20 protein-coding genes are annotated in these 22,049 nt (G+C 63.0%); 5 read left to right on the top strand and 15 right to left on the bottom strand.

Going from position 1 to position 22,049, the window contains the following annotated elements; all coding sequences use genetic code 11:
* Nucleotides 1-65 precede the first annotated feature (65 nt).
* The 15 genes from J2X56_RS19870 to polA all read right to left on the bottom strand — a co-directional run bounded on the left by J2X56_RS19870 (nt 66) and on the right by polA (nt 17,850).
* Nucleotides 66-1,352, bottom strand: a complete 1,287-nt coding sequence (locus tag J2X56_RS19870; RefSeq protein WP_039789323.1) for a dihydroorotase — start codon at nt 1,350-1,352, stop codon at nt 66-68.
* A 62-nt stretch (nt 1,353-1,414) separates the two neighbouring features.
* The gene (locus tag J2X56_RS19865) at nt 1,415-2,374 is read right to left on the bottom strand and encodes an aspartate carbamoyltransferase catalytic subunit (RefSeq protein WP_008334861.1); all 960 of its coding nucleotides are present in this window, start codon (nt 2,372-2,374) and stop codon (nt 1,415-1,417) included.
* Nucleotides 2,367-2,879 carry a bifunctional pyr operon transcriptional regulator/uracil phosphoribosyltransferase PyrR gene (gene pyrR / locus J2X56_RS19860; protein ID WP_121042729.1) on the bottom strand — a complete coding sequence of 171 codons (513 nt, stop codon included), beginning with the start codon at nt 2,877-2,879 and terminating at the stop codon, nt 2,367-2,369. Before pyrR ends, J2X56_RS19865 begins: the two co-directional genes overlap by 8 nt.
* Nucleotides 2,876-3,262 (bottom strand): Holliday junction resolvase RuvX, encoded by a 387-nt coding sequence (ruvX, locus tag J2X56_RS19855; protein ID WP_008334858.1) that lies wholly within the window; start codon nt 3,260-3,262, stop codon nt 2,876-2,878. The genes pyrR and ruvX overlap by 4 nt, the downstream gene beginning before the upstream one ends.
* Before the next feature lie 14 nt (nt 3,263-3,276).
* Nucleotides 3,277-4,035, bottom strand: a complete 759-nt coding sequence (locus J2X56_RS19850; protein WP_198516533.1) for a YqgE/AlgH family protein — start codon at nt 4,033-4,035, stop codon at nt 3,277-3,279.
* Between the two features lie 90 nt (nt 4,036-4,125).
* Entirely contained in the window at nt 4,126-5,541 is a 1,416-nt protein-coding gene (locus J2X56_RS19845) for an amidohydrolase family protein (RefSeq protein ID WP_310161952.1), read from the bottom strand.
* A gap of 28 nt (nt 5,542-5,569) precedes the next feature.
* On the bottom strand, nt 5,570-6,373 hold the full coding sequence (locus J2X56_RS19840) for an ABC transporter permease (protein WP_039789316.1): 804 nt from the start codon (nt 6,371-6,373) through the stop codon (nt 5,570-5,572).
* Entirely contained in the window at nt 6,357-7,229 is an 873-nt protein-coding gene (locus tag J2X56_RS19835) for an ABC transporter ATP-binding protein (protein WP_034330925.1), read from the bottom strand. Before J2X56_RS19835 ends, J2X56_RS19840 begins: the two co-directional genes overlap by 17 nt.
* 17 nt (nt 7,230-7,246) lie before the next feature.
* Nucleotides 7,247-8,278 (bottom strand): aromatic ring-hydroxylating dioxygenase subunit alpha, encoded by a 1,032-nt coding sequence (locus tag J2X56_RS19830; protein ID WP_039789311.1) that lies wholly within the window; start codon nt 8,276-8,278, stop codon nt 7,247-7,249.
* Between the two features lie 114 nt (nt 8,279-8,392).
* Nucleotides 8,393-9,379 carry a 2-oxoglutarate and iron-dependent oxygenase domain-containing protein gene (locus J2X56_RS19825; RefSeq protein WP_310161935.1) on the bottom strand — a complete coding sequence of 329 codons (987 nt, stop codon included), beginning with the start codon at nt 9,377-9,379 and terminating at the stop codon, nt 8,393-8,395.
* 69 nt (nt 9,380-9,448) lie between these two features.
* Entirely contained in the window at nt 9,449-10,438 is a 990-nt protein-coding gene (locus J2X56_RS19820) for an ABC transporter substrate-binding protein (protein ID WP_245202086.1), read from the bottom strand.
* A gap of 61 nt (nt 10,439-10,499) precedes the next feature.
* The gene (locus J2X56_RS19815; RefSeq protein WP_209568146.1) at nt 10,500-11,519 is read right to left on the bottom strand and encodes a PDR/VanB family oxidoreductase; all 1,020 of its coding nucleotides are present in this window, start codon (nt 11,517-11,519) and stop codon (nt 10,500-10,502) included.
* A 401-nt stretch (nt 11,520-11,920) separates the two neighbouring features.
* Nucleotides 11,921-12,805, bottom strand: a complete 885-nt coding sequence (locus J2X56_RS19810) for a dienelactone hydrolase family protein (protein WP_134135630.1) — start codon at nt 12,803-12,805, stop codon at nt 11,921-11,923.
* A 211-nt stretch (nt 12,806-13,016) separates the two neighbouring features.
* Nucleotides 13,017-14,714 carry a methyl-accepting chemotaxis protein gene (locus J2X56_RS19805; RefSeq protein WP_310161929.1) on the bottom strand — a complete coding sequence of 566 codons (1,698 nt, stop codon included), beginning with the start codon at nt 14,712-14,714 and terminating at the stop codon, nt 13,017-13,019.
* Between the two features lie 373 nt (nt 14,715-15,087).
* On the bottom strand, nt 15,088-17,850 hold the full coding sequence (gene polA, locus J2X56_RS19800; RefSeq protein ID WP_209568150.1) for a DNA polymerase I: 2,763 nt from the start codon (nt 17,848-17,850) through the stop codon (nt 15,088-15,090).
* Here polA and J2X56_RS19795 point away from each other — a divergent pair, their 5' ends adjacent.
* The 5 genes from J2X56_RS19795 (at nt 17,851) to J2X56_RS19775 (ending at nt 22,042) form a co-directional block, all read left to right on the top strand.
* Nucleotides 17,851-18,597 carry a TIGR00730 family Rossman fold protein gene (locus J2X56_RS19795; protein ID WP_121042707.1) on the top strand — a complete coding sequence of 249 codons (747 nt, stop codon included), beginning with the start codon at nt 17,851-17,853 and terminating at the stop codon, nt 18,595-18,597.
* A 210-nt stretch (nt 18,598-18,807) separates the two neighbouring features.
* Complete coding sequence (locus J2X56_RS19790; protein ID WP_121042705.1) at nt 18,808-19,503, top strand: hypothetical protein; 696 nt, start codon at nt 18,808-18,810, stop codon at nt 19,501-19,503.
* Nucleotides 19,504-19,650: 147 nt separating this feature from the next.
* On the top strand, nt 19,651-20,088 hold the full coding sequence (locus J2X56_RS19785; protein WP_134135634.1) for a hypothetical protein: 438 nt from the start codon (nt 19,651-19,653) through the stop codon (nt 20,086-20,088).
* Between the two features lie 185 nt (nt 20,089-20,273).
* Complete coding sequence (locus J2X56_RS19780; RefSeq protein WP_310161922.1) at nt 20,274-21,227, top strand: homoserine kinase; 954 nt, start codon at nt 20,274-20,276, stop codon at nt 21,225-21,227.
* Nucleotides 21,228-21,238: 11 nt separating this feature from the next.
* Nucleotides 21,239-22,042: a BPSS1780 family membrane protein gene (locus J2X56_RS19775; protein WP_121042703.1), complete on the top strand. Its 804-nt coding sequence runs from the start codon at nt 21,239-21,241 to the stop codon at nt 22,040-22,042.
* Nucleotides 22,043-22,049 lie beyond the last annotated feature (7 nt).

Below are 22,049 nucleotides of genomic sequence, written 5' to 3'. Positions count from 1 at the left end.
TCGAAGTTGCCCGCAGTCAACCATCGATCAAGAAAAAATCAAACTGAAAATCAAGCGACAGGTTTTCAGCGCTCGAAGGCAATATGCCCCGAGACGATGGTCGCCTTGACCACGCCCGGCAGCTCATAGCCCAGGAACGGGGTGTGCTTGCCCTGGCTCGCCAGTGCCGAGCCCTGCACCTTCCACAAGGTATTGGGATCAAACAGGCACAGGTCGGCCACGCTGCCCACGGCCAGGTTGCCGGCCTTCAGGCCCGCCACCTTGGCGGCGCGATGGGTCACCTTGGAGATGGCCTTGGAGAGCACTTCCTTGCCCTCGCCTTCAGTCTCCAGCGCCCACTTCAGCGACAGCGACAGCAGCAGTTCCAGGCCGGTTGCGCCCGGCGAGGCTTCGCCGAAGGGCAGCAGCTTCTCATCGTCATCGACCGGGGTGTGATCCGAGCAGACGGCATCGATGGTGCCATCCAGCAAGGCCGTGCGGATTGCTTCACGGTCGCGCTGCGAACGCAGCGGCGGCGTCATGCGGGCATTGGAATCGAAGAAGCCGATGTCCAGGTCGCACAGATGGATGTGGTGTACACCCACATCGCAGGTCACCGGCAGGCCTTCGCTCTTGGCCTGGCGCACCAGCTCCAGACCGGCGGCCGAGGACATGCGGCACAGGTGGACGCGGGCACCGGTGGCGCGCATCAGTTCGAACAGGGTATAGAGCGCAATGGTCTCCGACATCACCGGCACGCCCGACAAACCCAGGCGCGAAGCGGCAGGGCCGCTGTGGGCGATGCCGGTGCGGCCCAGGTGCGGGTCCTGGGGGCGCAGCCAGACGGTGTAGTTGAAGGTCTTGGCGTATTGCAGGGCCGACAGCAGCACGGTGGTATCGGTGATCGGCTCTTCGGCTTGCGAAAAGCCGATGCAACCGGCTTCGGTCAGCTCGGCCATTTCGGTGAGCGCCTTTCCCTTCAGGCCGGCGGTGAGCGCGCCCAGCGGATAGACGTGGGCCTGATTCAGCGAACGGGCGCGGTGCTTGAGCATTTCCACCAGGCCAGGTTCGTCCAGCACCGGGTCGGTATCCGGCGGGCAGACCAGGCTGGTCACGCCGCCCTGGATGGCGGCCTGCATTTCGGATTCCAGCGTGGCCTTGTATTCGTAGCCGGGCTCGCGCAAGCGGGCCGACAGGTCCACCAGGCCGGGAGCCACGATCAGGCCGGTAGCGTCGATGGTCTTGTTGGCCACGAAGTCAGCCGGGGCCTGGCCGACGCCGACGATCTTGCCGGCGGCCACATACACATCCTGCTGGGCATCGATGCCGTTGGCCGGGTCGATCAGGCGGCCGTTCTTGATATGCAGTTTCATCAGTTCTTGTCTTCTTAACGGATCGTTCAAAACGTCGCGGTGACGGTCGTCGTCACCCGGGTTCAATTGCCAGCCACGATGCTCATGACCGCCATGCGCACCGCAATGCCGAAGGTCACCTGCGGCAGGATCACGGCCTGTGCGCCATCGGCCACGGCGGAATCGATTTCCACGCCGCGGTTCATCGGGCCGGGGTGCATGACGATGGCGTCCGGCTTGGCCAGGGCCAGGCGTTCCGGGGTCAGGCCGTAGCTCTTGAAGAACTCCTGCGCCGACGGCAGCAAGGCACCGCTCATGCGCTCGTTCTGCAGGCGCAGCATGATGATGACGTCCACATCCTTCAAGCCCTCTTCCATGTTGTGGAAGACCCGCACGCCCATCTGCTCCAGGCCGCTGGGCAGCAAGGTGCGCGGACCGATGGCGCGCACTTCAGGCACGCCCAGGGTGGTCAGCGCGTGAATGTCCGAGCGCGCTACGCGGCTGTGCAGGATGTCGCCGACGATGGCCACACGCAGGTTGGTGAAGTCTTTCTTGTAGTGACGGATGGTGTACATGTCCAAGAGACCCTGGGTCGGGTGCGCGTGGCGGCCGTCACCGGCGTTGACCACGTGGACGTGCGACTGCTTCGTATCGATCAGGTGCTTGGCGATCAGGAAGGGCGCGCCCGATTGCGCATGGCGCACCACGAACATGTCGGCGTGCATGGCCGCCAGGTTGTCGATGGTGTCCAGCAGCGACTCGCCCTTGCTGGTACTGGAGGCCTGGATATTGAGGTTGATCACGTCCGCCGAGAGGCGCTTGGAGGCGATCTCGAAGGTGGTGCGGGTGCGCGTGGAGTTCTCGAAGAACAGGTTGAAGACGCTCTTGCCGCGCATCAGCGGCACCTTCTTGACTTCGCGGTCGCCGATGCTGACGAAGGACGAGGCAGTATCGAGGATGTGCGTCAGGATCGAGCGCGGCAGGCCCTCGATGGTCAGCAGGTGTTGCAGTTCGCCGTTTTTGTTGAGTTGGGGATTAAGCATGGACCACCGTAAGGGAGAAGCGGCCGTCGTCGGCGCGTTGCAGTTGCAGGTTTTCTTGTTTGCTGAGTTCGACCGAGGCCGCGACGAAATCGGCGGCAATGGGCAGCTCGCGGCCACCGCGGTCCACCAGCGCCGCCAGCAGCACGCGCGCCGGACGGCCATAGTCGAACAGTTCGTTGATGGCGGCCCGTGTAGTGCGGCCGGTGTAGAGCACGTCGTCGACCAGCAGGATGGTGGCGCCCTCGACATCGAAGGGAATTTGGCTGGGCTTCACGTCAGCGCGCAGGCCCTTCTCGGAAAAATCGTCACGGTAAAAGGACACGTCGACGAAGCCCAGGCGCTCGGCCAGGCCCAGTTCGGTAGCCAGGCGTTCAGCCAGCCAGGCACCGCCGGAGTGGATGCCCACCAGCGCAACCTCGGTTGCGCCCTGCAGGCCGGCTTGGATCTGCTGTACCAAGGTTTGGTACAGCGCTTCTGCATCAAGCTGGGAAGGTGTTGTGCTCATGAATGTGCGTCGTCAAAGTATTGCTGCAAAATGATGGCGGCCGCCTGGTCGTCGATCTGTTCGCCGCGCTGGTGCTGGATGACCGCCGAACTGTAGCGTTCATCCACCAGCGTGACCTCGAGCCCGTAGCGGCCGTGCAACTGGTTGGCAAAGCGGCGGCAGCGCACGCTCATCTCGTGCTCGGCACCGTCCGGATGCAGGGGCAGGCCGACCACGCAGCGCGCCGGTTGCCACTCCGCAATCAGGCGCGCAATCGCCGCGAACTTGCCGTCGTTGGTCGCTTCGCTGATCACCGCCAGCGGCTGCGCCTGCTTCAGGCCGGTATTGCCCACGGCCACGCCGATGCGCTTCAAGCCGAAGTCGAAGGCCAGGATGGTATCCAAACGTCCCCGCTCCCTCAGGCCCGGCCGGCGTCGCCGGACAGCATCACCGGATCGATGCCCAAGAGGGCCAGCGCCGCCGTGAAGCGTTGCTCCACCGGCAACTCAAAAATGATGGCAGGGTCAGCCTTGACCGTCAGCCAGCCATTGCGGCCGATCTCGCCTTCGAGCTGGCCCGGGCTCCAGCCCGAGCAACCCAGGGTGACCAGCACGCGCTCGGGGCCATCACCGTGGGCCACCGCTTCGAGCACGTCCTTGGAGGTGGTCAGCGCGACCTCATCGGTAACCTGCAGGGTCGAGGAATATTTTTCCGAGGTCGAATGCAGCACGAAGCCGCGCTCCACCTGCACCGGGCCGCCGAACATGACCGGGCGGCGATACAGCTCGGGCATGGCATCGGGGGTGTCGGGCCGGATCTCCAGCTTGAGGTTGATGCGGTCGAACAGCACATCCATGGTCATGTCGGTGGGCTTGTTGATGACCACGCCCAGCGCGCCGTTGTGGTTGTGCTCGCAAAGATAGACCACGGTGCCGCCGAAGATCGGGTCCAGCATGGACGGCATGGCGATCAGGAAATGATTGGTCAGGTCCAGTTCCAGCGGGGGACGGACCTCGTCAGCGGCATCGTCGCCCTCGGCCTGGCCGCTGGCATCGGAGCCGGCAGCGTGGCGGGAAGGGGCGTCGGAATGGAATGGGTCGAAAGCGCCAAAGGAATCCACGGATTCGTCGAAATCCTCGGCTGAGAAACTGAAGGGAGAATTGCGTCTCTTGATCATCCCGGCATTTTAGCAGTTTTGGCCGGGATCCCATGTGGCTCGTGGGGCAGCGCGCGCAAAGCCGGCCGCATGCAGCCGGCTTTGCCAGCCTCAATTGCCTTCGAGCATCTTTTTGACAGCCTGCCTCGCCTGCGCACCGAGTTCGGCCAGATCCACGCCGGGGATGGCGTCATCGCGGACCACGGCGCGGCCACCGACCCACATTGCCTTCAGGAAAGGCCGGCCACCCGAGGCCACGGGGCCGATGGCCGGATCATGCAAGCCAAAGTAGCGCGGATCATCCAGCCGGTACAAGGCAATGTCAGCTTGCTGACCCACCTGCAGGCCCTGCAGTCCGTCCAGGCCAAGCACCCGGGCGCCACCGGTCGTCCCCCAGCGCACCACATCCTCCACCGTCGCTTCATCGGCACCGCCTTCGAAGGCCCCGCCCCGGAACGTCGGAGTCGCCTCCTGGCCGCGCCGGGCGCGCTGCATCAGCCAGGCGGCGTGCGTTTCCGAGATCATGTCGGCCGCCTCGTTGGAGGCCGCACCATCCACGCCAATGGACACCGGCACGCCCGCTGCCTCCAGCGCACGGATCGGGGCGATGCCACTGCCCAGGCGACCGTTGCTTTGCGGGCAATGGGCGATGCCCGTTCCGGTACTTCCCAGCAAGGCAATTTCTTCGGCATCAAGCTTCACCAGATGCGCAAACCACACGTCCGGCCCCAGCCAGCCGATGCGTTCGCAGAATTCCACCGGGCGGCAGCCATGCATGGCGTGTGCGCTGTCCTGGTAGCCGGCCGTCTCCGAGAGATGGCTGTGCAGCCGCAACCCCGACTCCCGCGCGGCATCGGCGATGGCGCGCATTTCCTCGGGGGCCGCCGAATACAGCGGCGTGGTCGGTGCCATCACCACGCGCCGCATCGAAGCGGGCGCAGGATCATGGAAGCGCCTGGCCAGGCGCTGCATGTCGGTCAGGAACGCATCGAGCGTCTCGGGGCGCAGTGCACTGGGCAACTCTGCCTCCAGCTGCCGCGTGCGGGTGGCGGTGCCCCGGCACAGGACGAAACGCAGGCCCAGCTTTTCCGCTTCCTCGAACAGGATCTCCGAGGTATCAAACGGCATGCCGGGGTAATACAGGTAGTTGTGATCGGCAATCGTGCCGCAGCCCGAGCGCATCAGTTCGACCATGCCGATGCGCGCAGCCAGGCGGAACAGCTCGGCATCGAATTTGGCGCGATAGCGATAAGGGGTGGCCGCCAGCCAGGGCGTGAGCGTGGCATTGATGCCCAGCGGATCCCCCTTCAACAGCGACTGGAACAGGTGATGATGGGTATTGACCCAGGCCGGATAGGCCACGCAATCGCCGGCATCGATCACGTTCTCACCAGGCAGTGCGTCGAGCTTTCCGATGGCGGCAATCACCCCATCGGCCACGCGGATGTCGGGACCGGCGTGGCGCGCGGCCTCGCCGGGCAGGCCGGTCAGGATGGCCTGCAGGTTGCGGATCAAAAAAGTGTTCATGACAGGTCGGCTCCTTGGACAGTCGTCATCATGCCATCTCGCTCTCATGCCAGCCGGCCAGCATGGCGCGCGACAACGCACTCATCAGCCAGAACAGCAGGATGCCGGTCAGCGTGATGAGCAGCAGGGCCGCAAACAGACGCGGAATGTTGAGCTGGAAACCCGCCTGCAGGATCTGGTAGGCCAGTCCCGATCCGGTGCCACCGGTGCCCGCCACGAACTCGGCCACCACCGCCCCGATCAGCGCCAGCCCGCTTGAAATACGCAGGCCGCCAAAGAAATACGGCAAGGCACTGGGAATGCGCAGGCGGCGCAAGGTCTGCCAGCGCGTGGCCTTGTTGAGCCGGAACAGGTTGAGCAGGCCCGGATTGACGCTGCGCAGTCCCAGCGTGGTGTTGGAGATGATGGGGAACAGCGCCATGATGGTGGCGCATACCGTCAGCGCGGCCGTGGTGTCTTTGACCCAGATGATGATGAGCGGAGCGATGGCGACGATGGGCGTGACCTGCAGGATGATCGCGTAAGGGAAGAGACTGACCTCGATGAAGCGGCTCTGCACGAACACGAAAGCGATGGACACGCCCAGGATCACCGCCAGCACGAAGGCCAGGAAGGTGATCTTCAGCGTGACCAGCAGCGACTCCATCAGCATGCCCCAATCGGCCACCAGGGTCTTGGCAATCAGCGCGGGCGTGGGTACCAGGTAAGGCGGCACCTCCAGCAGCGTGCAGACGATCTGCCACATCAGCAGCAGGGCGATGCCAATGGACAGCGGCGCGACCACGCGCCAGAACCCGGGACGATTGACCAGCGGATCAGTGTTGGGCTTCATGGCCGTCTCCTTGCTGGTTGGCCAGCGTGAGGTAATCGGAAAGCGTCTTGCAGTACTGCATGAAGGGGGCCGAAATACGGAAAGCTTCATCGCGTGGACCGTCCACCTCGATGGCCACATCCGCAATCACCCGCCCGGGGCGGGCTGCCATCACGATCACGCGCGAGGACAGGAACACCGCTTCATAGATGCTGTGGGTGACGAAGACCACGGTCAGGTCCTGCTTGCTCCAGATGTCGCGCAGGTCGGCATCGAGCTTGTTGCGGGTGAATTCATCGAGGGCACCGAAGGGCTCATCCATGAGCAGCAGATTGGGTGAGGTGGCCAGCGCACGCGCAATGGAGGCACGCATCTGCATGCCGCCCGAGAGTTCGCGCGGCAGCACCTTGTGGAATTTTTCCAGGCCCACCAGTTTCAATGCCTCGGCCACCCGCGCATCGGCCTGCGCGCGCGGCACGTGGCGCAGCTCCAGCGGCAGCCTTGCATTCTGCTCCACCGTGGCCCAGGGCATCAGGGTGGCTTCCTGGAACACCATGGCCAGCGTGCGTTCAGGCGTGCCCACCGTGGCCAGGTTGCCGCCCCACCAGCGGATGTGGCCGTGGGACGGTTCTTCCAGCCCGGCAAACATCTTCAGCAAGGTGCTCTTGCCACAGCCCGACGGCCCCAGCAGCGAGACGAACTCGCCGCGCCCGATATCGAGCTTCACCTCGTCCAGCGCGCGCGTGCCGTTGCGATAGGTCTTCTCCACCCGCTGTGCCGACAGCACCGGCGGCGTACCCGCCTCGGCAGCCGCTGCGGCCGCCCTCTCCTGCTCCCATGCCGCGGCCTGCGACATGGCGAATTCATCTCTGTCCATGGGATCTCCTGGCGGGTTCATGCAGCGGGGTGGATGCGGAACACTTCGGATTCGCCGTGCTCTTCCAGCAATTGCAGCAGCATGCGGCGCATGATGAGGCCGGGACGATCCGAGGCCATGTGAAATTCCTGGCGGCGGCGCACGTCGATGCAGGCATCGGGGTCAGTGGCTTCCAGGATCTCGCGGTCTTCCACCAGGATGGGGGCATCCCAGGCGATCAGTTCGGCTTCGGAACACTCTTCTTCGGTATCGTTGCGATAGAGCCATTGCGACAGCATGATGGCACCATCATCGATGGGCGTGGCGCAGTTGTAGATGATGTGATGGCGGCCGCTCTCCGGATAGGTGCAGCCAAAGCGGCGCACGAAGGGCAGGTACCAGCGGTTGAACATGTGGCGCACCGTGGTGTCGGCGGTGCTGCCGGTGACGCGATGGCTGGCCGGGACGTTCTTGATGGGCACGCGGGTTTCGGCTTCGAAGCCGTAGTCGGTTTCCTCGATCTCGTATTTCTCCGGCTTGGGCTGGTCATACAGGCCGAAGGTGGCGCGATGCACGTAGCTGAAGTGCGAATTGTCGAAGGAGTTTTCCATCATGCGCAGGGCACTGGTCTCCCAGCGCTCGTAGAACTGGAAGATGCGCCGATAGCCGGGCGCGCCATCCTCGGGAAACTCAGGGATATCGCGCAGCGGTTCTTCCAGCGCCACCCACACATATCCGTAGCGCTCCTTGCAGAAATACGACTTCACGCAGGCGCCTGACGGCACGCTGCCATCCACGCTCTGCGGCACGCGCACGCAGGCGCCCTCGCCGTTGAAGGTCCAGCCGTGATAGCCGCAGACGATGTTGCCGTTTTCCACGAAGCCCTTGGACAACCTGGCCGTGCGATGGCAGCAGCGGTCCTGCAAGGCGGCGGGCGAACCATCCTCCTTGAGCCAGACCACCAGCTTCTCACCCAGGAGCGTAAAGGGCTGCGGACCGTCCTTCAATTGCGTGACGGGCATGAGCGCGTACCAGAACTTGCGCAAGACTTTTTGTTGAGTTACCAGCATGAGGCTGCTCCTTCTGCTTGGACTGCGACCGCCATGGTTCGCAGTGGTCCGGCCGGCGTGCCAACACGGTCGCCTTCGCCGAAATACATTGGCTTCGAGGTGTCATGCGGCAGCTCAGGCCGCCGCCACCGCCCCGAAGGTCTGCTTCACTTTCATTTCCAGGTAGTCACCGATGGTGCAGGGTGCGTAGCGCGCCGGGCGTTCATCGCTGCAGCAACTGGGCAGGCAGGCCACCACGGCCGCCTGGTCGCCATCCTGGAAGAACGGCAGCGAATAGCGCGGTGCACTGCCCGCATTGAGCACGCGGTGCGCATTGCTGTGATACAGGTCATTGCTCCAGCGCTGCAGCAAGTCGCCGATGTTGACCACGAAACTTTCCGCGATGGGGGGCGCGCTCACCCATTGGCCATCGGCATTGCAGATTTCCAGTCCGCCGATGTCGTCCTGCGCGAGGATGGTGACCAGGCCCCAATCGGTATGGGCACCGGCACCGATCTGGTTGTGGCGTGCACCGTCAGGCTGGGGCGGATAGTGCAGCATGCGCTGGGTGGCGATGGGTGCCTGCAGCACCGGCTCGAAGAAATCCTCGGGCATCTCCAGCGACAGTGCGATCACGCCCAGCAGGCGATGCGACAGGGCGCGCACGGCGTCGTAATACAGCCGTGAGTGCTCTTCGAAACCCGGCAGATCCTGCGGCCACAGGTGGTGGCCATAGCGCAGCAGGCCGCGTTGTACATACGGATGATCGGGCGCGATGTCAAAGCCGAACTGGAAGCCTTCCTTCAGGTCAGCGGGCGATCCTTCATCGAGGGCCTGCGCGCCCATGCGCTCGTATCCGTAGCCGGACGGAGAATGCCGCATGTCGATGGCCGATTTGCTAGACTGGGGCAAGGCAAAGAAACGCCGCGCCCAGTCGAACTGCTGCTCGACCAGCGAGGGCGCGACACCGTGATTGACGAGGTAGAAGAAACCCACGTCGCGCGAGATCTTGTGGATCTCCCAGGCCAGCGCCTCGCGGCGGACCAGTTCGGGCGAGAACGCATCGGCGAAATCGATCACCGGAATGCGGCGCGCGGTCATGGGTACTGTGTAGGGAATCATGGCGTCCTCACGCTAAAGGGATCGCTGCTGCGGGCAGCAAAAGGCAGCAGCGACCAGCGGGTCACAACATCAGGGCATGACCTTCATGTCCTTGACGAACTGGGTGGTGTAAGCCTTGTGATAATCGGTGCCCGCCTTGAGCAGGCCGGTGGCGACCATGACGTCATAGGTTTGTTTCCAGCGCTCATCGGTCATCACGCCGATGCCCAGCTTGGCCGCATCACCACCAGTGACGACCTTGAGTTCCTTGAGCTTGCCCAGGGCATAGGCCAGTTGCTCATCCCCCATGTTCTTGTTGTCGGCCTTGATGAGGGCATTGGCCGGTGCCGGGTCTTCCAGGTAGCTCTTCCAGCCTTCGGCGGTGGCCTTGACGAAGCGCTGCACCAGGTCAGGCTTGGTAGCCACTGTCTTCTGGAGCGTAACGATGGTGGTGCCATAGGGCGGATAGCCTTCGCTGGCGAAGAGGAAGAACTTGCTCTTCACGCCGGCCTTGTCGGCCTGGAACAGTTCGGACGAGGGATAAGCCTGCTGCGCGATGTTGGGATCGGCAAAGAAGGGCTGCAGGTTGAAGGTGTAGGCCTTGGACTGCGCATCGGTGTAGCCGTACTTGGACTTGAGCCACGGCCACCAGCTCGACTGGCCCGAGCCCGCGACCAGGATGGTCTTGCTCTTGAGACCACCCAAGCTGCTGACATCATCATGCGTCATCATGCCCTGCAGGTCGGACTGGAAGGACGTACCGACGGTCACCAGCGGCAGCCCCTGCTCGATCCCCTTCATCACCGTGAAGTCATAGCCCATGCTGAAGTCAGCCTGCCCGGCCACCAGGATCTGCATGTTGTTGACCTGCGGCCCACCCATCTTGATGGTCACATCCATCCCATATTTTTTATAAATACCTTTGGCCACCGCCTGGTAGAAGCCGCCGTGCTCGGCCTGCGCATACCAGTTCGACAGCAGCGTGACCTTGTCCTCGGCGTGGGCCAGGCCCGTCGCCGACAGGGCAGCCGCGCCCAGCCACAGCGCGGCCAGGTGCCGCAGGAATGTCCGCTTTTGCATCGATTGCTTCTTCATAGCCTTCCTCTCCAGGTGGGTTGAACTTGCTTTGCGTGCTAACCAATTACAGATCCAGAACCAATCGCGTGCCGGCACAGCGCGATACGCAGGGCAGGATGCGGCGGCCGCTCGCGCGTTCGGCGTCAGAGAGCACGCTGTCGCGATGCAGGGGCTGGCCTTCCAGCACGGTGCTCTCGCAACTGCCGCAGAAGCCTTCGCCGCAAGAGGTGCCGATGACCACGCCCACTTGCGCGGCGGCAGCGACGATGCTCTGGCCGGGCTGCACCTCGCAGCGCAAGCCGGAACGCTGCAGGACCAGTTCGAATACACGTTCTTCGGCATGAGCCTGCGCAGCAGATTGCGGCTCGGCATTCGCCATCAGAGGCGCAGCGAACCATTCGAAATGAATGTCCTGCTCGCGCCAGCCCGCCAGTTGCGCATGCCGGCGCGCGGCATCGATGAAAGGTGCAGGTCCGCACACATAGAGCGGCGACGAAGACGGCACGGCGGCAAGTGCCGCTGCAATGGCACGCTCGGTCTCGATACCGTCCAATCCCAGATGCAGCGACATGCCTTGCGAACAGGCGGCCAGTTCATGGAAAAATGCAGCGTGTGCCAGGCTGCGCGCGAAGTAATGCAGGCGATGACGCCGGCCCTGCGCAGCCATCTCGGCGGCCATCGCATGCAGCGGCGTGATGCCGATACCAGCGGCCAGCAGCAAGGGCGCGCGGGTGTCGGCGATGAGGGGAAAGGCATTGACGGGAGACGATGCGCTGATCGCCATACCCGCCTGCACCTGTTCATGCAGGAAGGCGGATCCACCGCGCGAATCGCTCTCGCGCTTGACGGCAATCACGTAGCAGTCGCGCTGTTGCGGCGTATTGCAGAGGGAATAGGCACGCACCAGACCGTCTTGCAAATGCAGGCGCAGGTGCGCGCCCGGCGTCCAGGGCGGCAACGCGGCACCCTCCTGCGCCACCAGTTCAAAGAGACGAATCCCTTCGGCCGCGTGGCGCACTGCCCTCACCCGCAAAGGCAGTGTGGTGTCGGCACTACCATTGAAACGATCGGTGACAGCGTTCATCGCCCACCTCGGATGGCATTGCCGGAAAGGGAATCGATCAGGGGGAGTATTGCGAAAAACGGCAACGCAGAATGAGAAGGCGCTCGGGCAATGTGCATGGTCTCGTGTCCTGTCAAAAGAGAGGGACCACCGGAAGGCTCCGATGGCGTCACGAGCAATGCCCCGCAAGAAGGTAAGTGTCTTCGTTACCGACTGCTAGCCGCTTCTACTCAATCGCTTCTTTAGCAAACGGCGTGCCAAGGCCGGAAGCGCCGTAAACCCATGTGTTCTTTCTGCGGTTCAATGAAAAAGGGACGGAGAATTCCGTCCCTTTGCCTGCGCGCTGCACATCTTGGTGCGCCCTGCCTTGATCTGCATCAGAAGCGCACCAACAAGAAGCTCGCCAAATTATTGCATCAGCATCAGGCTACGCCATGCTGCTTGAAGAAGGCCACGACCTTGCTCCATGCATCCTTGGCATCCGCCTCCACATAGCTGGGACGGTAGTCGGCGTTGAAGGCGTGGCCCGAATTGGCGTACACATGGAATTCGGATTTGTTGCCCGCCTTCTGCAGGGCTTCCTTCATCTGCTCCACGGTGGAAACCGGGATGCCCTGGTCCTTTCCGCCGTAGAGGCCGATGACCGGCGTCTTCAGTGTCGGCGCGATATCGATGGGCTGCTGCGGGAACAGCGCGGTCTTGTCGCCCACCAGGCGGCCATACCAGGCGGCCCCGGCCTTGACCTGCGGATTGTGGGCGCTGTAGAGCCACACGATGCGGCCGCCCCAGCAGAAGCCGTTGATACCCAGGCGCTTGATGTCGCCGCCGTTCTCGCCGGCCCATTTCACGTAGGCATCAATGTCGCCCATGACCTGCGCATCGGGCACCTTGGAAATGATTTCCTTCTGCAGCTCGGCAATGGAGGTATAGGCCATGGGATTGCCCTGGCGCACGAAGAAGTCCGGTGCGATGGCCAGGTAGCCCAACTTGGCGAAACGGCGCGCGATGTCGGCGATGTGCTCATGCACGCCGAAGATCTCGGAGACCACGATGATGACCGGCAGTCCGGTCTTGCCCTCGGGCTGGGCGCGATAGGCCGGTACGCGCTGGCCGTTGACGTCGATGGATACCTCGCCTGCGGTCAGGCCCTGGGTATCGGTCTTGATCATGGTCTGCGCGCACACCGGCAGCACGGCGGCGGCAAAGCCGGTGCCCAGCGCGGTCTTGAGGAAGGTGCGGCGATCAGCGTTGCCGGACAGGTTGCTCTGGCCCAGCAGGCTGTTGAAATCATTGCGAAGGTCGTTCATCGGGTTCTCCATCTTGGTGGCACTTGGCCTCGTTGTGGTGGAAGTGATGGTGATGCGGGGGAGCGCCAACATGAAAAAGCGGTCCTTGCAGACCGCTTTCATGGCACCGGACAAGCTGGCATTTTTCGCACTCAGGCTTCATCCCCTGCCGGAGTCTAACCGCAATCGGCAGAACGTGTTGAGCGCGGCTTGGCCAGGTTTTGACCCTGCTTCATCCCTGCACCGCCAGTGCCGCATTGTCGCCCGGCAGCTCCGGCGCACCGGGCGTGACGTCGATGACGCGCTCAGCCGAAGCCGGTTGTGCATAAGTTGCAGAAGTGGACGAAGTCACGCGCGCCTGTGCCGCATCGATGCGGAACACGCTCACCAGTTGCTGCAAACCGGCCGCCTGTTCCTGCAGCTGGCGCGCTGCGGCCGCTGCCTGTTCGACCAGGGCGGCGTTCTGCTGGGTCATGTCGTCGATCTGGATGATGGCCTCGTTGACTTGTTCGATGCCGCTGCTCTGCTCGCGGTTGGCGTGGGTGATCTCGGTCATCACGTCGGTGACGCGGCGGATGCTGGTGACGATCTCGGTCATGGTGTTGCCGGCCTGCTCGACCAGCTTGCTGCCATTTTCCACCTTGCCCACCGAGTCGCCGATGAGCACCTTGATTTCCTTGGCGGCCGAGGCCGAGCGCTGCGCCAGCGAACGCACTTCGGACGCCACCACCGCAAAGCCGCGCCCCTGCTCGCCCGCACGCGCCGCTTCCACCGCCGCATTGAGCGCGAGGATATTGGTCTGGAAGGCGATGCCATCGATCACGCTGACGATATCGGCCACCTTTTGCGAGGAGGCATTGATGGACTGCATGGTCTCCACCACCTGCGAGACGATGCTGCCACCCTGCACCGCCACGTCGGAGGCAGCCAGCGCCAGGTCGTTGGCCTGGTGGGCGTTCTCGGCATTCTGCTTGACGGTGGAATTGAGCTGCTCCATGGAGGAGGCGGTCTCTTCCAGCGCGCCAGCCTGCTGCTCGGTGCGGCCGGAGAGGTCCAGGTTGCCGCGTGCGATTTCAGTCGAGGCGGTAGTGATGGTTTCAGAACCGCGTCGCACTTCCGAGACGATCGCCGCGAGCTTGTCGCGCATCACGCGCATGGCCGCCAGCAGGCTGTCGTTGTCACCGGCGTGGGTATCAATCACGACAGCCAGGTCGCCTTCGGCAATCTGGCCGGCGATCTGCACGGCGTAGTCCGGTTCGCCACCCAGCTTGCGCAGGATCTGGCGCGTGATCCAGATCGCCGCCAGGATCGCGGTGACCACGCCGATGGCGCTGATGAGCAGCATCAGCAGGCGCGCACGGGCATAGGCGGCGGCGCTGCTGTCGGCGGCTTCGCGGTTGAGTTTGTCTTCCAGTGCGGCCAATGCCTTCAGTTCGACCTGCCAGGATTTCTGCACCGGCAGGTATTGCTCCTTCAGGAATTGCGCCAGTTCATAGGCTTCGCGGCGCTTGCCGAATTCGACGGCTTCGTTGATGAGCTTCTCGGCGGTAGCGGCCTGCGCCTGGATCTTGGGCAGGGCCGCCTTCTCTTCCTCCGAAGTGTCGGCGGAGTCGGCAAAGAGCTGTTGCAGCTTCTGCGCGGCGACCTTGTATTTCTGGGTCTGGCCTTCGATGTATTGCGCCTCGATGTCCACGTCCTCGGGCGCGGCCGGCAGCATGAGGTTGCGCAGCGAGATGGAGCGCTCGCCCACCGTCTCCAGCATCTCCTTGACCAGTGCGCTCTCGGGATTCTTGACCTCCACCACATGCGTGAAGCGTCCCTGCACCTGGTGCATGTTGTAGATGCCGAAGCCGGTCACCAGCACCAGCAGCAAGACCACCCACGCAAACCCCAACCCCAGGCGCGTACCTACCTTCATTCCTGACTTCATGACGTCTCCTCCCATGTGTTCATCGGAGGCCGGACGGAAAGACGGAGATGATGACGGCCACGGACCGCATGCGGTCATGGCCGGTGATGAATGTGCTTGTCCCCTGCTTCCCTGCCTCAGCCTCGGTTGCCCGGACCCCGTCCGGTACCACCCAGGGCGTCATCCCGTCTTTGTTCGTCTGCGGTTGCGACGCCGGTCTGCTTGTCTTGTCATTCAGGTGCTGGCTTGGTCGGGGCACTGACGCCTGCTGACCACTGGGGTCAAGTCACGGCGTCAGCTTGCCTTCCTGCCAATCTTGCTTTTTTGCCTAATCGTTCACGCCCCTGCACTATCGCACAGCGGAAAGCCGCGTTTTCCTGTCACGGTGTGAAGATTAATGCGCTTCGTCCCAATTCTTACCGATTCCGACCTCGGCAAGCAAGGGAACTTTCAGCTCCGCAACATTTTTCATCAATTCAGGCAGCTTTTCACGCACCACCGCCAGCTCCTCCTGGGGCACTTCCAGCACCAGTTCATCGTGGACCTGCATGATCATGCGGCTCTTCATGCCAGTCGACTCCAGCCAGTCCTGCACGGCAATCATGGCCAGCTTGATGAGGTCAGCCGCGGTGCCCTGCATGGGCGCATTGATCGCCGCACGCTCGGCGCCTTGTCGGCGCGGACCGTTGGGCGAGTTGATCTCGGGCAGCCACAGGCGGCGGCCGAAGACCGTTTCCACGTAGCCGCGCGCCTTGGCCTGCAGGCGCGTTTCATCCATGTAGCGCTTCACGCCCGAGAAGCGCATGAAGTACTTGTCGATGTACATCTGCGCGGCAGAGCGTTCGATGCCCAGGTTGCCGGCCAGGCCGAAGGCGCTCATGCCATAGATCAGGCCGAAGTTGATGACTTTGGCATAGCGGCGCTGCTCGGACTCAACCTGCTCGGGCGCGATGCCGAAGATTTCGGCGGCGGTGGCCTTGTGGATGTCTTCGTTGTTGGCGAAGGCCTTCAACATGTTCTCGTCTTCGGAGATGTGCGCCATGATGCGCAGCTCGATCTGCGAATAGTCGGCCGAGACGATCACGCAGCCTTCGGGTGCGACGAAGGCTTCGCGGATGCGGCGTCCTTCGGGCGTGCGGATCGGGATGTTCTGCAGGTTCGGTTCGTTGGAAGACAGGCGACCAGTGACTGCCACCGCCTGTGCATAGTTGGTATGCACGCGGCCGGTGGCCGGGTTGATCATCTTGGGCAGCTTGTCGGTATAGGTGGACTTGAGCTTGGCCAGGCCGCGATAGTCCAGCAGGACCTTGGGCAGCGGATAATCCTCGGCCAGTTTCTGCAGCACTTCTTCATCGGTGGACGGTGCGCCCGAGGCGGTCTTCTTGACCACCGGCAGCTCCAGCTTGCCGAACAGGATCTCGCCCAGCTGCTTGGGCGAATTCAGGTTGAAAGGCTGGCCGGCCAGGTCGTAGGCCTGCTGTTCGATTTCGAGCATGCGTTTGCCGAGATCGTGCGATTGCTGGCCCAGGCGCTCGCTGTCGATCAGCACGCCATTGCGTTCGATTTTCTGCAGCACCACCGAGGTCGGGACTTCGATCTTCTCGTAGATGAAGCGCAGCTTGTCATCATGCTCGATCTGCGGCCACATGGCGTGATGCAGGGCCAGTGTGACTTCTGCATCCTCGGCGGCGTATTCGGTGGCGCGTTCGATGGCCACTTCATTGAAGCCGATCTGCGACGCACCTTTGCCGCATACCTCGGCATAGGTGATGGTCTTGCGCTCCAGATGACGTGCAGCCAGGCTGTCCATGTCATGCGGACGATGTGATTCGAAGACGTAGGATTCCAGCAGCGTGTCGTGCTTCACGCCGGCCAGACGAACGCCGTAGTTGGCGAAGATGTGGCTGTCGTATTTCAGGTGCTGGCCGAGCTTGGCCTTGCTGGCGTCTTCCAGCCACGGCTTCAGTTTGGCGAGCACGTGCTCGCGCGACAATTGTTCGGGTGCATCCTGGTAGTTGTGCGCCACCGGAATGTAAGCAGCACGGCCCGGCTCGCAGCACAGCGAGATGCCGACCAGCTCGGCCTGCATCGCATCCAGCGAGGTGGTCTCGGTATCGACGGCCGTCAGTTCGGCGGCGTTGATGGTGGCGATCCACTGATCCAGTTGCGCATCGGTGAGCACGGTCTCGTACTCGACCTTGGGCGCAGGAGCAAAGAGGCCACCCTGGGCCGGCGCTTCCAGTGCTGCAGCGGCGCTGGCACCGACCAGCGGGGTCTTGGCACCCGCCGGCTCGCTACCCTCGCCCAGTTCGCGCAGCCAGGTGCGGAAGTTGTAGCGGGTGAAGAGATCCTTGAGCACTTCCTTGTCGACCGGCTGCATGGTCAGCGATTCAAGGATGGACTTCATGTGCTCCGACAGATCGCAATCGGTCTTGACCGTGACCAGCACGCGGCCTTGCGGCAGCCAGTCCAGGGCCTTGCGCAGATTCTCGCCGACCACGCCGGTGATCTTGTCGGCGTTGGCCATGACGCCGTCGAGCGAGCCATAGGCGGAGAGCCACTTCACGGCGGTCTTGGGGCCGCACTTTTCGACGCCGGGTACGTTGTCGACGGTGTCGCCGATGAGGCTCAGGTAATCGACGATGCGCTCGGGCGGCACGCCGAATTTTGCAGTCACGCCGGCAATGTCGAGAACTTCATTGCTCATCGTGTTGACCAAGGTAACGTGTTCGTTGACCAGTTGGGCCATGTCCTTGTCGCCGGTGGAGACGATGGTGTCCAGTCCGGCAGCGGTGGCTTGTACCGAGAGCGTGCCGATGACGTCATCGGCTTCGATGCCCTCGACCATCAGGATCGGCCAGCCCAGGGCGCGCACGGCGGCGTGGATCGGTTCAATCTGCAATGCCAGGTCTTCCGGCATGGATTTGCGGGTGGCCTTGTAGTCGGGATAGAGATCATCACGGAAAGTCTTGCCCTTGGCGTCGAACACACAGGCAACGTAACTTGCGGGATAATCGTTGCGCAGTCGGCGCAGCATATTGATGATGCCGTACAGCGCACCGGTGGGCGCGCCTTCCGCGTTACGCATATCGGGCAGTGCATGGAAGGCCCGATAGAGGTAACTGGAACCATCAACTAACAACAAGGTTTTTTGCATATGGAACAGAGAGGAAAAAATGTCCCGCGTCTGCGGGAGGTGGGGGACATCGAACGCGCGACGGCCAAGAAGGCGCGCGAGTCGTGGCATGTACTCACGATTATGGCAGAATTCATCGAATCGACCGAACGTCTCTCCGAGCTGCGTCCTGCCGTTTCCATCTTCGGTTCTGCCCGGATCAAGCCCGACAATCCCCATTATCAACTGTGTGTGGAGATCGCCCGCCTGATCTCCGACGCCGGCTATGCCGTCATCTCCGGCGGCGGCCCCGGCATCATGGAGGCTGCCAACAAGGGTGCCTACGAAGGTGCTTCGCCCTCGGTGGGCCTGAACATCGAACTGCCGCACGAACAGCACGGCAATGCCTGGCAGGACATCTCGCTGTCCTTCCGCCACTTCTTTGCGCGCAAGGTGGCCTTCGTGAAATATGCGGATGCCTACGTGGTGCTGCCGGGCGGCTTCGGCACGCTCGATGAGCTGACCGAAGCACTGACCCTCATGCAGACCGGCAAGTCGCGCATGATGCCGGTGATCCTGGTGGGCAGCGAGTTCTGGGCCGGCCTGGTGGACTGGATCAAGACCCGCCTGGTGGACGACGGCATGATCTCGCCCAAGGACGTGAACCTGCTGCAGGTCATCGATGAACCTGCCGACGTGCTGGCAGCCATCCAGAAATTCCACGCCGAGAAGTCCAAGCCGGCGGAAACCCAGCAGGAGGCAGAACGCCAGAGCGGGATGTATCTGTAACGCCGCACTTCATGAGCACGACGAGGCCGGACCGCAGCGATGCCGTCCGGCCTTCTCTTTTTACCGGACCAGAACCGGCATGGCATCAGCGATAGATGCAAGAAAGTTCACTTCCCCTCACCAACGTACGATTTGAAACAACAACGCAAGAATTCATGATGCAGGGCAACTTCATGAAGATTCATCCCACTTTCTTGCACCTTCTCTCTCATGCCGGTCGCCCGCGCCTATTTCACGCAACTCTTCCTGGGCACGCTGTACGCGGCGCTGTTCCTGTGCCTGATACCGATGGCGACCGGTGCGGCCATGCTGTTTCTTCCCGCCCCACAGTGGCAGCCATGGCACCCCGACCGGTGGCAAGACAGCCTGCACGCGCACCGTGAAACCCTGTACTGGCTGGCGGCCCTGCTCATGGCCGCCACCCTGGCCTGGTTCTGCTGGGGCATGGGCCGCGTCATCGGCCAGGCCCAGCCGCGCTGGCAGCCAGCCTACTGGACCACCACCTTGCTCTACATGCTGGTGATGAGCTATGGCGTGGCCATTGCCGTGGTCACCAGCACCCGGCCCCATTACCAGCAATGCCAGATGTACACCGAAAAGCTCAACGGCGGCCTGCGCCACTATCGGGGCGAAGACTTCCTGGTCGAACTGTGCGGCACCGGCAGCGGCGACAACCGGCACGACCAGATCCGCCTGCGCATCTTCGATGAGCAGGGCCAGTGGCGCGCGGTACGTTACTTCACCGTGCAATGGGGCGGGCACTATCCCCTGCTGATCGACTATGCCCGCGACCACCTCGCCTACTTCGATGCCAGCAAAGGCGAAGATGAAGAATTCGTCAAAGTGGTGGCCATGCCCCCTACCCTGGCCGACTGGCTGAGCACCCGCATCCCGCTGCTGGACTAGCCCCGGCGATGGATCCGGCTCAACACGGCCACGCGCGCTCGCATTTGCCTGTTGTCTTATTGATCATTCCCATGAAGAAACGCGACGGCCAGACCTTGATGGTTTGCTACAATGAAGAAAACAACACCCCTTTTTCTTCATAAGATCATGAAACCATCCCAACTCCGGTTCAAAGAGACCCTGGCAGCGCTGCTGCTGTGCGCATCGGCTGGCCTGGCCGCGCCGCTGGCGCTGGCACAAACTCCGCCCGCAGGCCTGGCTGCCCAGCCCGCTCCGCCGCCGCCCGAACTGGAGAAGCTGGAAGAAGGCGAACCACCGGCCGTGACCATCCGCAAGCCGGGCGAAGACAGCCGCACGCAGGGCAACAGCATCAAGGAACGCCGCGACCACGGCCAGACCAAGGAAATCGAAGTCAAGTCCGGTCCCAGCACCTACTACGTGCGTCCCAATCCGCAACTGGGCGGTTCCACCCCCGGCGATGCACAAAGCCCGCCGCCTAGCTCGGCCCAGTGGAAGGTCGGCGAGTTCGACTGGGGTGTCAAGAAGCCTCAGGAAGGCGACACCGACGGCACCACCAAGAAGTGATTTCGCTGATCGCGCGCGTCGCCAGACGGTGATGGCGCGCGATCGACAGCGATCAACCGAATCACCCGGCCGCATTGCGCAGCCGGTTCAGGAACGGGATGGACGGCGCATCTGCCCTCCCCCTCGCGCAGCCGCCGGATTTGGCGGCAGCGCGCCCCAGCCAGCATCCTCTTTTCATTTTCGTCATGGCAGTCTTTACACCGGTCAGTCTGGAACAACTCTCGGACTGGATTGAACAATTCCCGCTTGGCCGCGCCACCTCGATCAAGGGCATCTCCTCGGGCATCGAAAACAGCAACTTCTTCATCGGCACGGAGCAAGGCGAATACGTGCTGACGCTGTTCGAGAAGCTGCACATCGAACAGTTGCCCTTCTATCTCGAACTGATGCGCCACCTGGCGCAGCGCGGCATCCCGGTGCCGGCGCCGGTGCCCAACGACAAGGGCGCCATCGTCAACCTGCTCAACGACAAGCCGGCAGCCATCGTCAGCAAGCTCGAAGGCCAGTCGCAGCTGGATCCACAGCCGGTGCACTGCGCCGCGCTGGGCGACATGCTGGCGCGCATGCACCTGACGGCCAAGGATTTCAAGATCCTGCAGCCCAACCTGCGCGGCCTGGCCTGGTGGCTGGAAACCACTCCGGCGGTGCTGCCCTTCCTGCCGGCCGAACTGGGCCAGCTGCTCGCCAGCGAAGTGCAGTACCAGAAGGACTTTGCCGCCACCGCCGACTACCGCGCCCTGCCGCGCGGACCGGTGCATGCCGACCTGTTCCGCAATAACGCGATGTTCGTGGGCGAGCAGCTGTCGGGCATCTTCGATTTCTATTTCGCAGGTTGCGATACCTGGTTGTTCGACCTGGCCGTGACCGTCAACGACTGGTGCGTGGACCTGGACACGGGGGTGCTCGACACTGCCCGCAGCGAAGCCATGCTGGCCGCCTATCGTGCCGTGCGTCCGTTCTCGGACGCCGAACGCGTGGCGTGGCAGCCGATGCTGCGCGCTGCCGCGCTGCGCTTCTGGCTGTCGCGCCTGTACGATTTCTATCTGCCGCGCGAAGCCGAAATGCTCACGCCGCATGATCCCACGCACTTCGAACGCATCCTGCGCCTGCGCATCCAGGATGCGCCACCGACGCTGTAAGCACTGGAGCCATGGAAAAGATCCCCGCACACACCGGCTGGTCCTGGGTCAAACAGGGCTTTGCCCTGTTCAGAAAGCAACCGGCCGAAATCTCCACGCTGTTCTTCGCCTACATGTTCCTGATGCTGGCGCTGGGCATCATCCCGGTGCTCGGCCAGATGCTGCCGCTGATCCTGATCCCGCTGTTCTCGATGTCGTTCATGCAGGCCTGCGCGCAGATCGAGCGCGGTGAACGGGTGTTCCCCAATCTGCTGTTGATCGGTTTCCGCAGCCCGGCGCGCAATACGCTGTTGAAGCTCGGCCTGCTCTATCTGCTGGTGGCCACGCTGGTGGTGGCGGCTTCGGCGCTGGCCGACGGCGGCACCTTCTGGAAAGCCATGATGGGTGGCGGCCTGTCGACCGAGGAACTGCAAAGCGCCGCTGGCAGCATGCGCATTGCCATGCTGGTGGCGGCCGCCCTCTACGTGCCGGCGGCCATGGCGTTCTGGTATGCAGCCCCCTTGATCATGTGGCAGCAGATGCCGCTGGGGAAGGCACTGTTCTACAGCTTCTTCGCGGTACGCCGCGCCGGGCGTGCGTTCCTGGTTTTCGGCCTGGCCTGGATCGTGATCGCCATCGTGGTGCCCACGGTCATCAGCATGGCCATCACGCTGCTGACCGGCAGCATTACGGCGGTGTTCTTCATCCTGCTGCCGATCTCGATAATATTGACGGTCATCATGTACTGTTCGTTCTATCCGACCTACACTAGCGTCTTCGGAAAGCCCCGCAGAGGGTCCGACAGCCCGCACAACGGAGACAATCCCATCGTCTGACGCGTCA

Source organism: Herbaspirillum sp. 1173 (assembly GCF_031455335.1).
Taxonomy (GTDB): Bacteria; Pseudomonadota; Gammaproteobacteria; order Burkholderiales; family Burkholderiaceae_D; genus Herbaspirillum; species Herbaspirillum huttiense.
The sequence above is the reverse complement of the archived record's forward strand: the minus strand, read 5'-3'. Positions and strand labels throughout refer to the sequence as shown.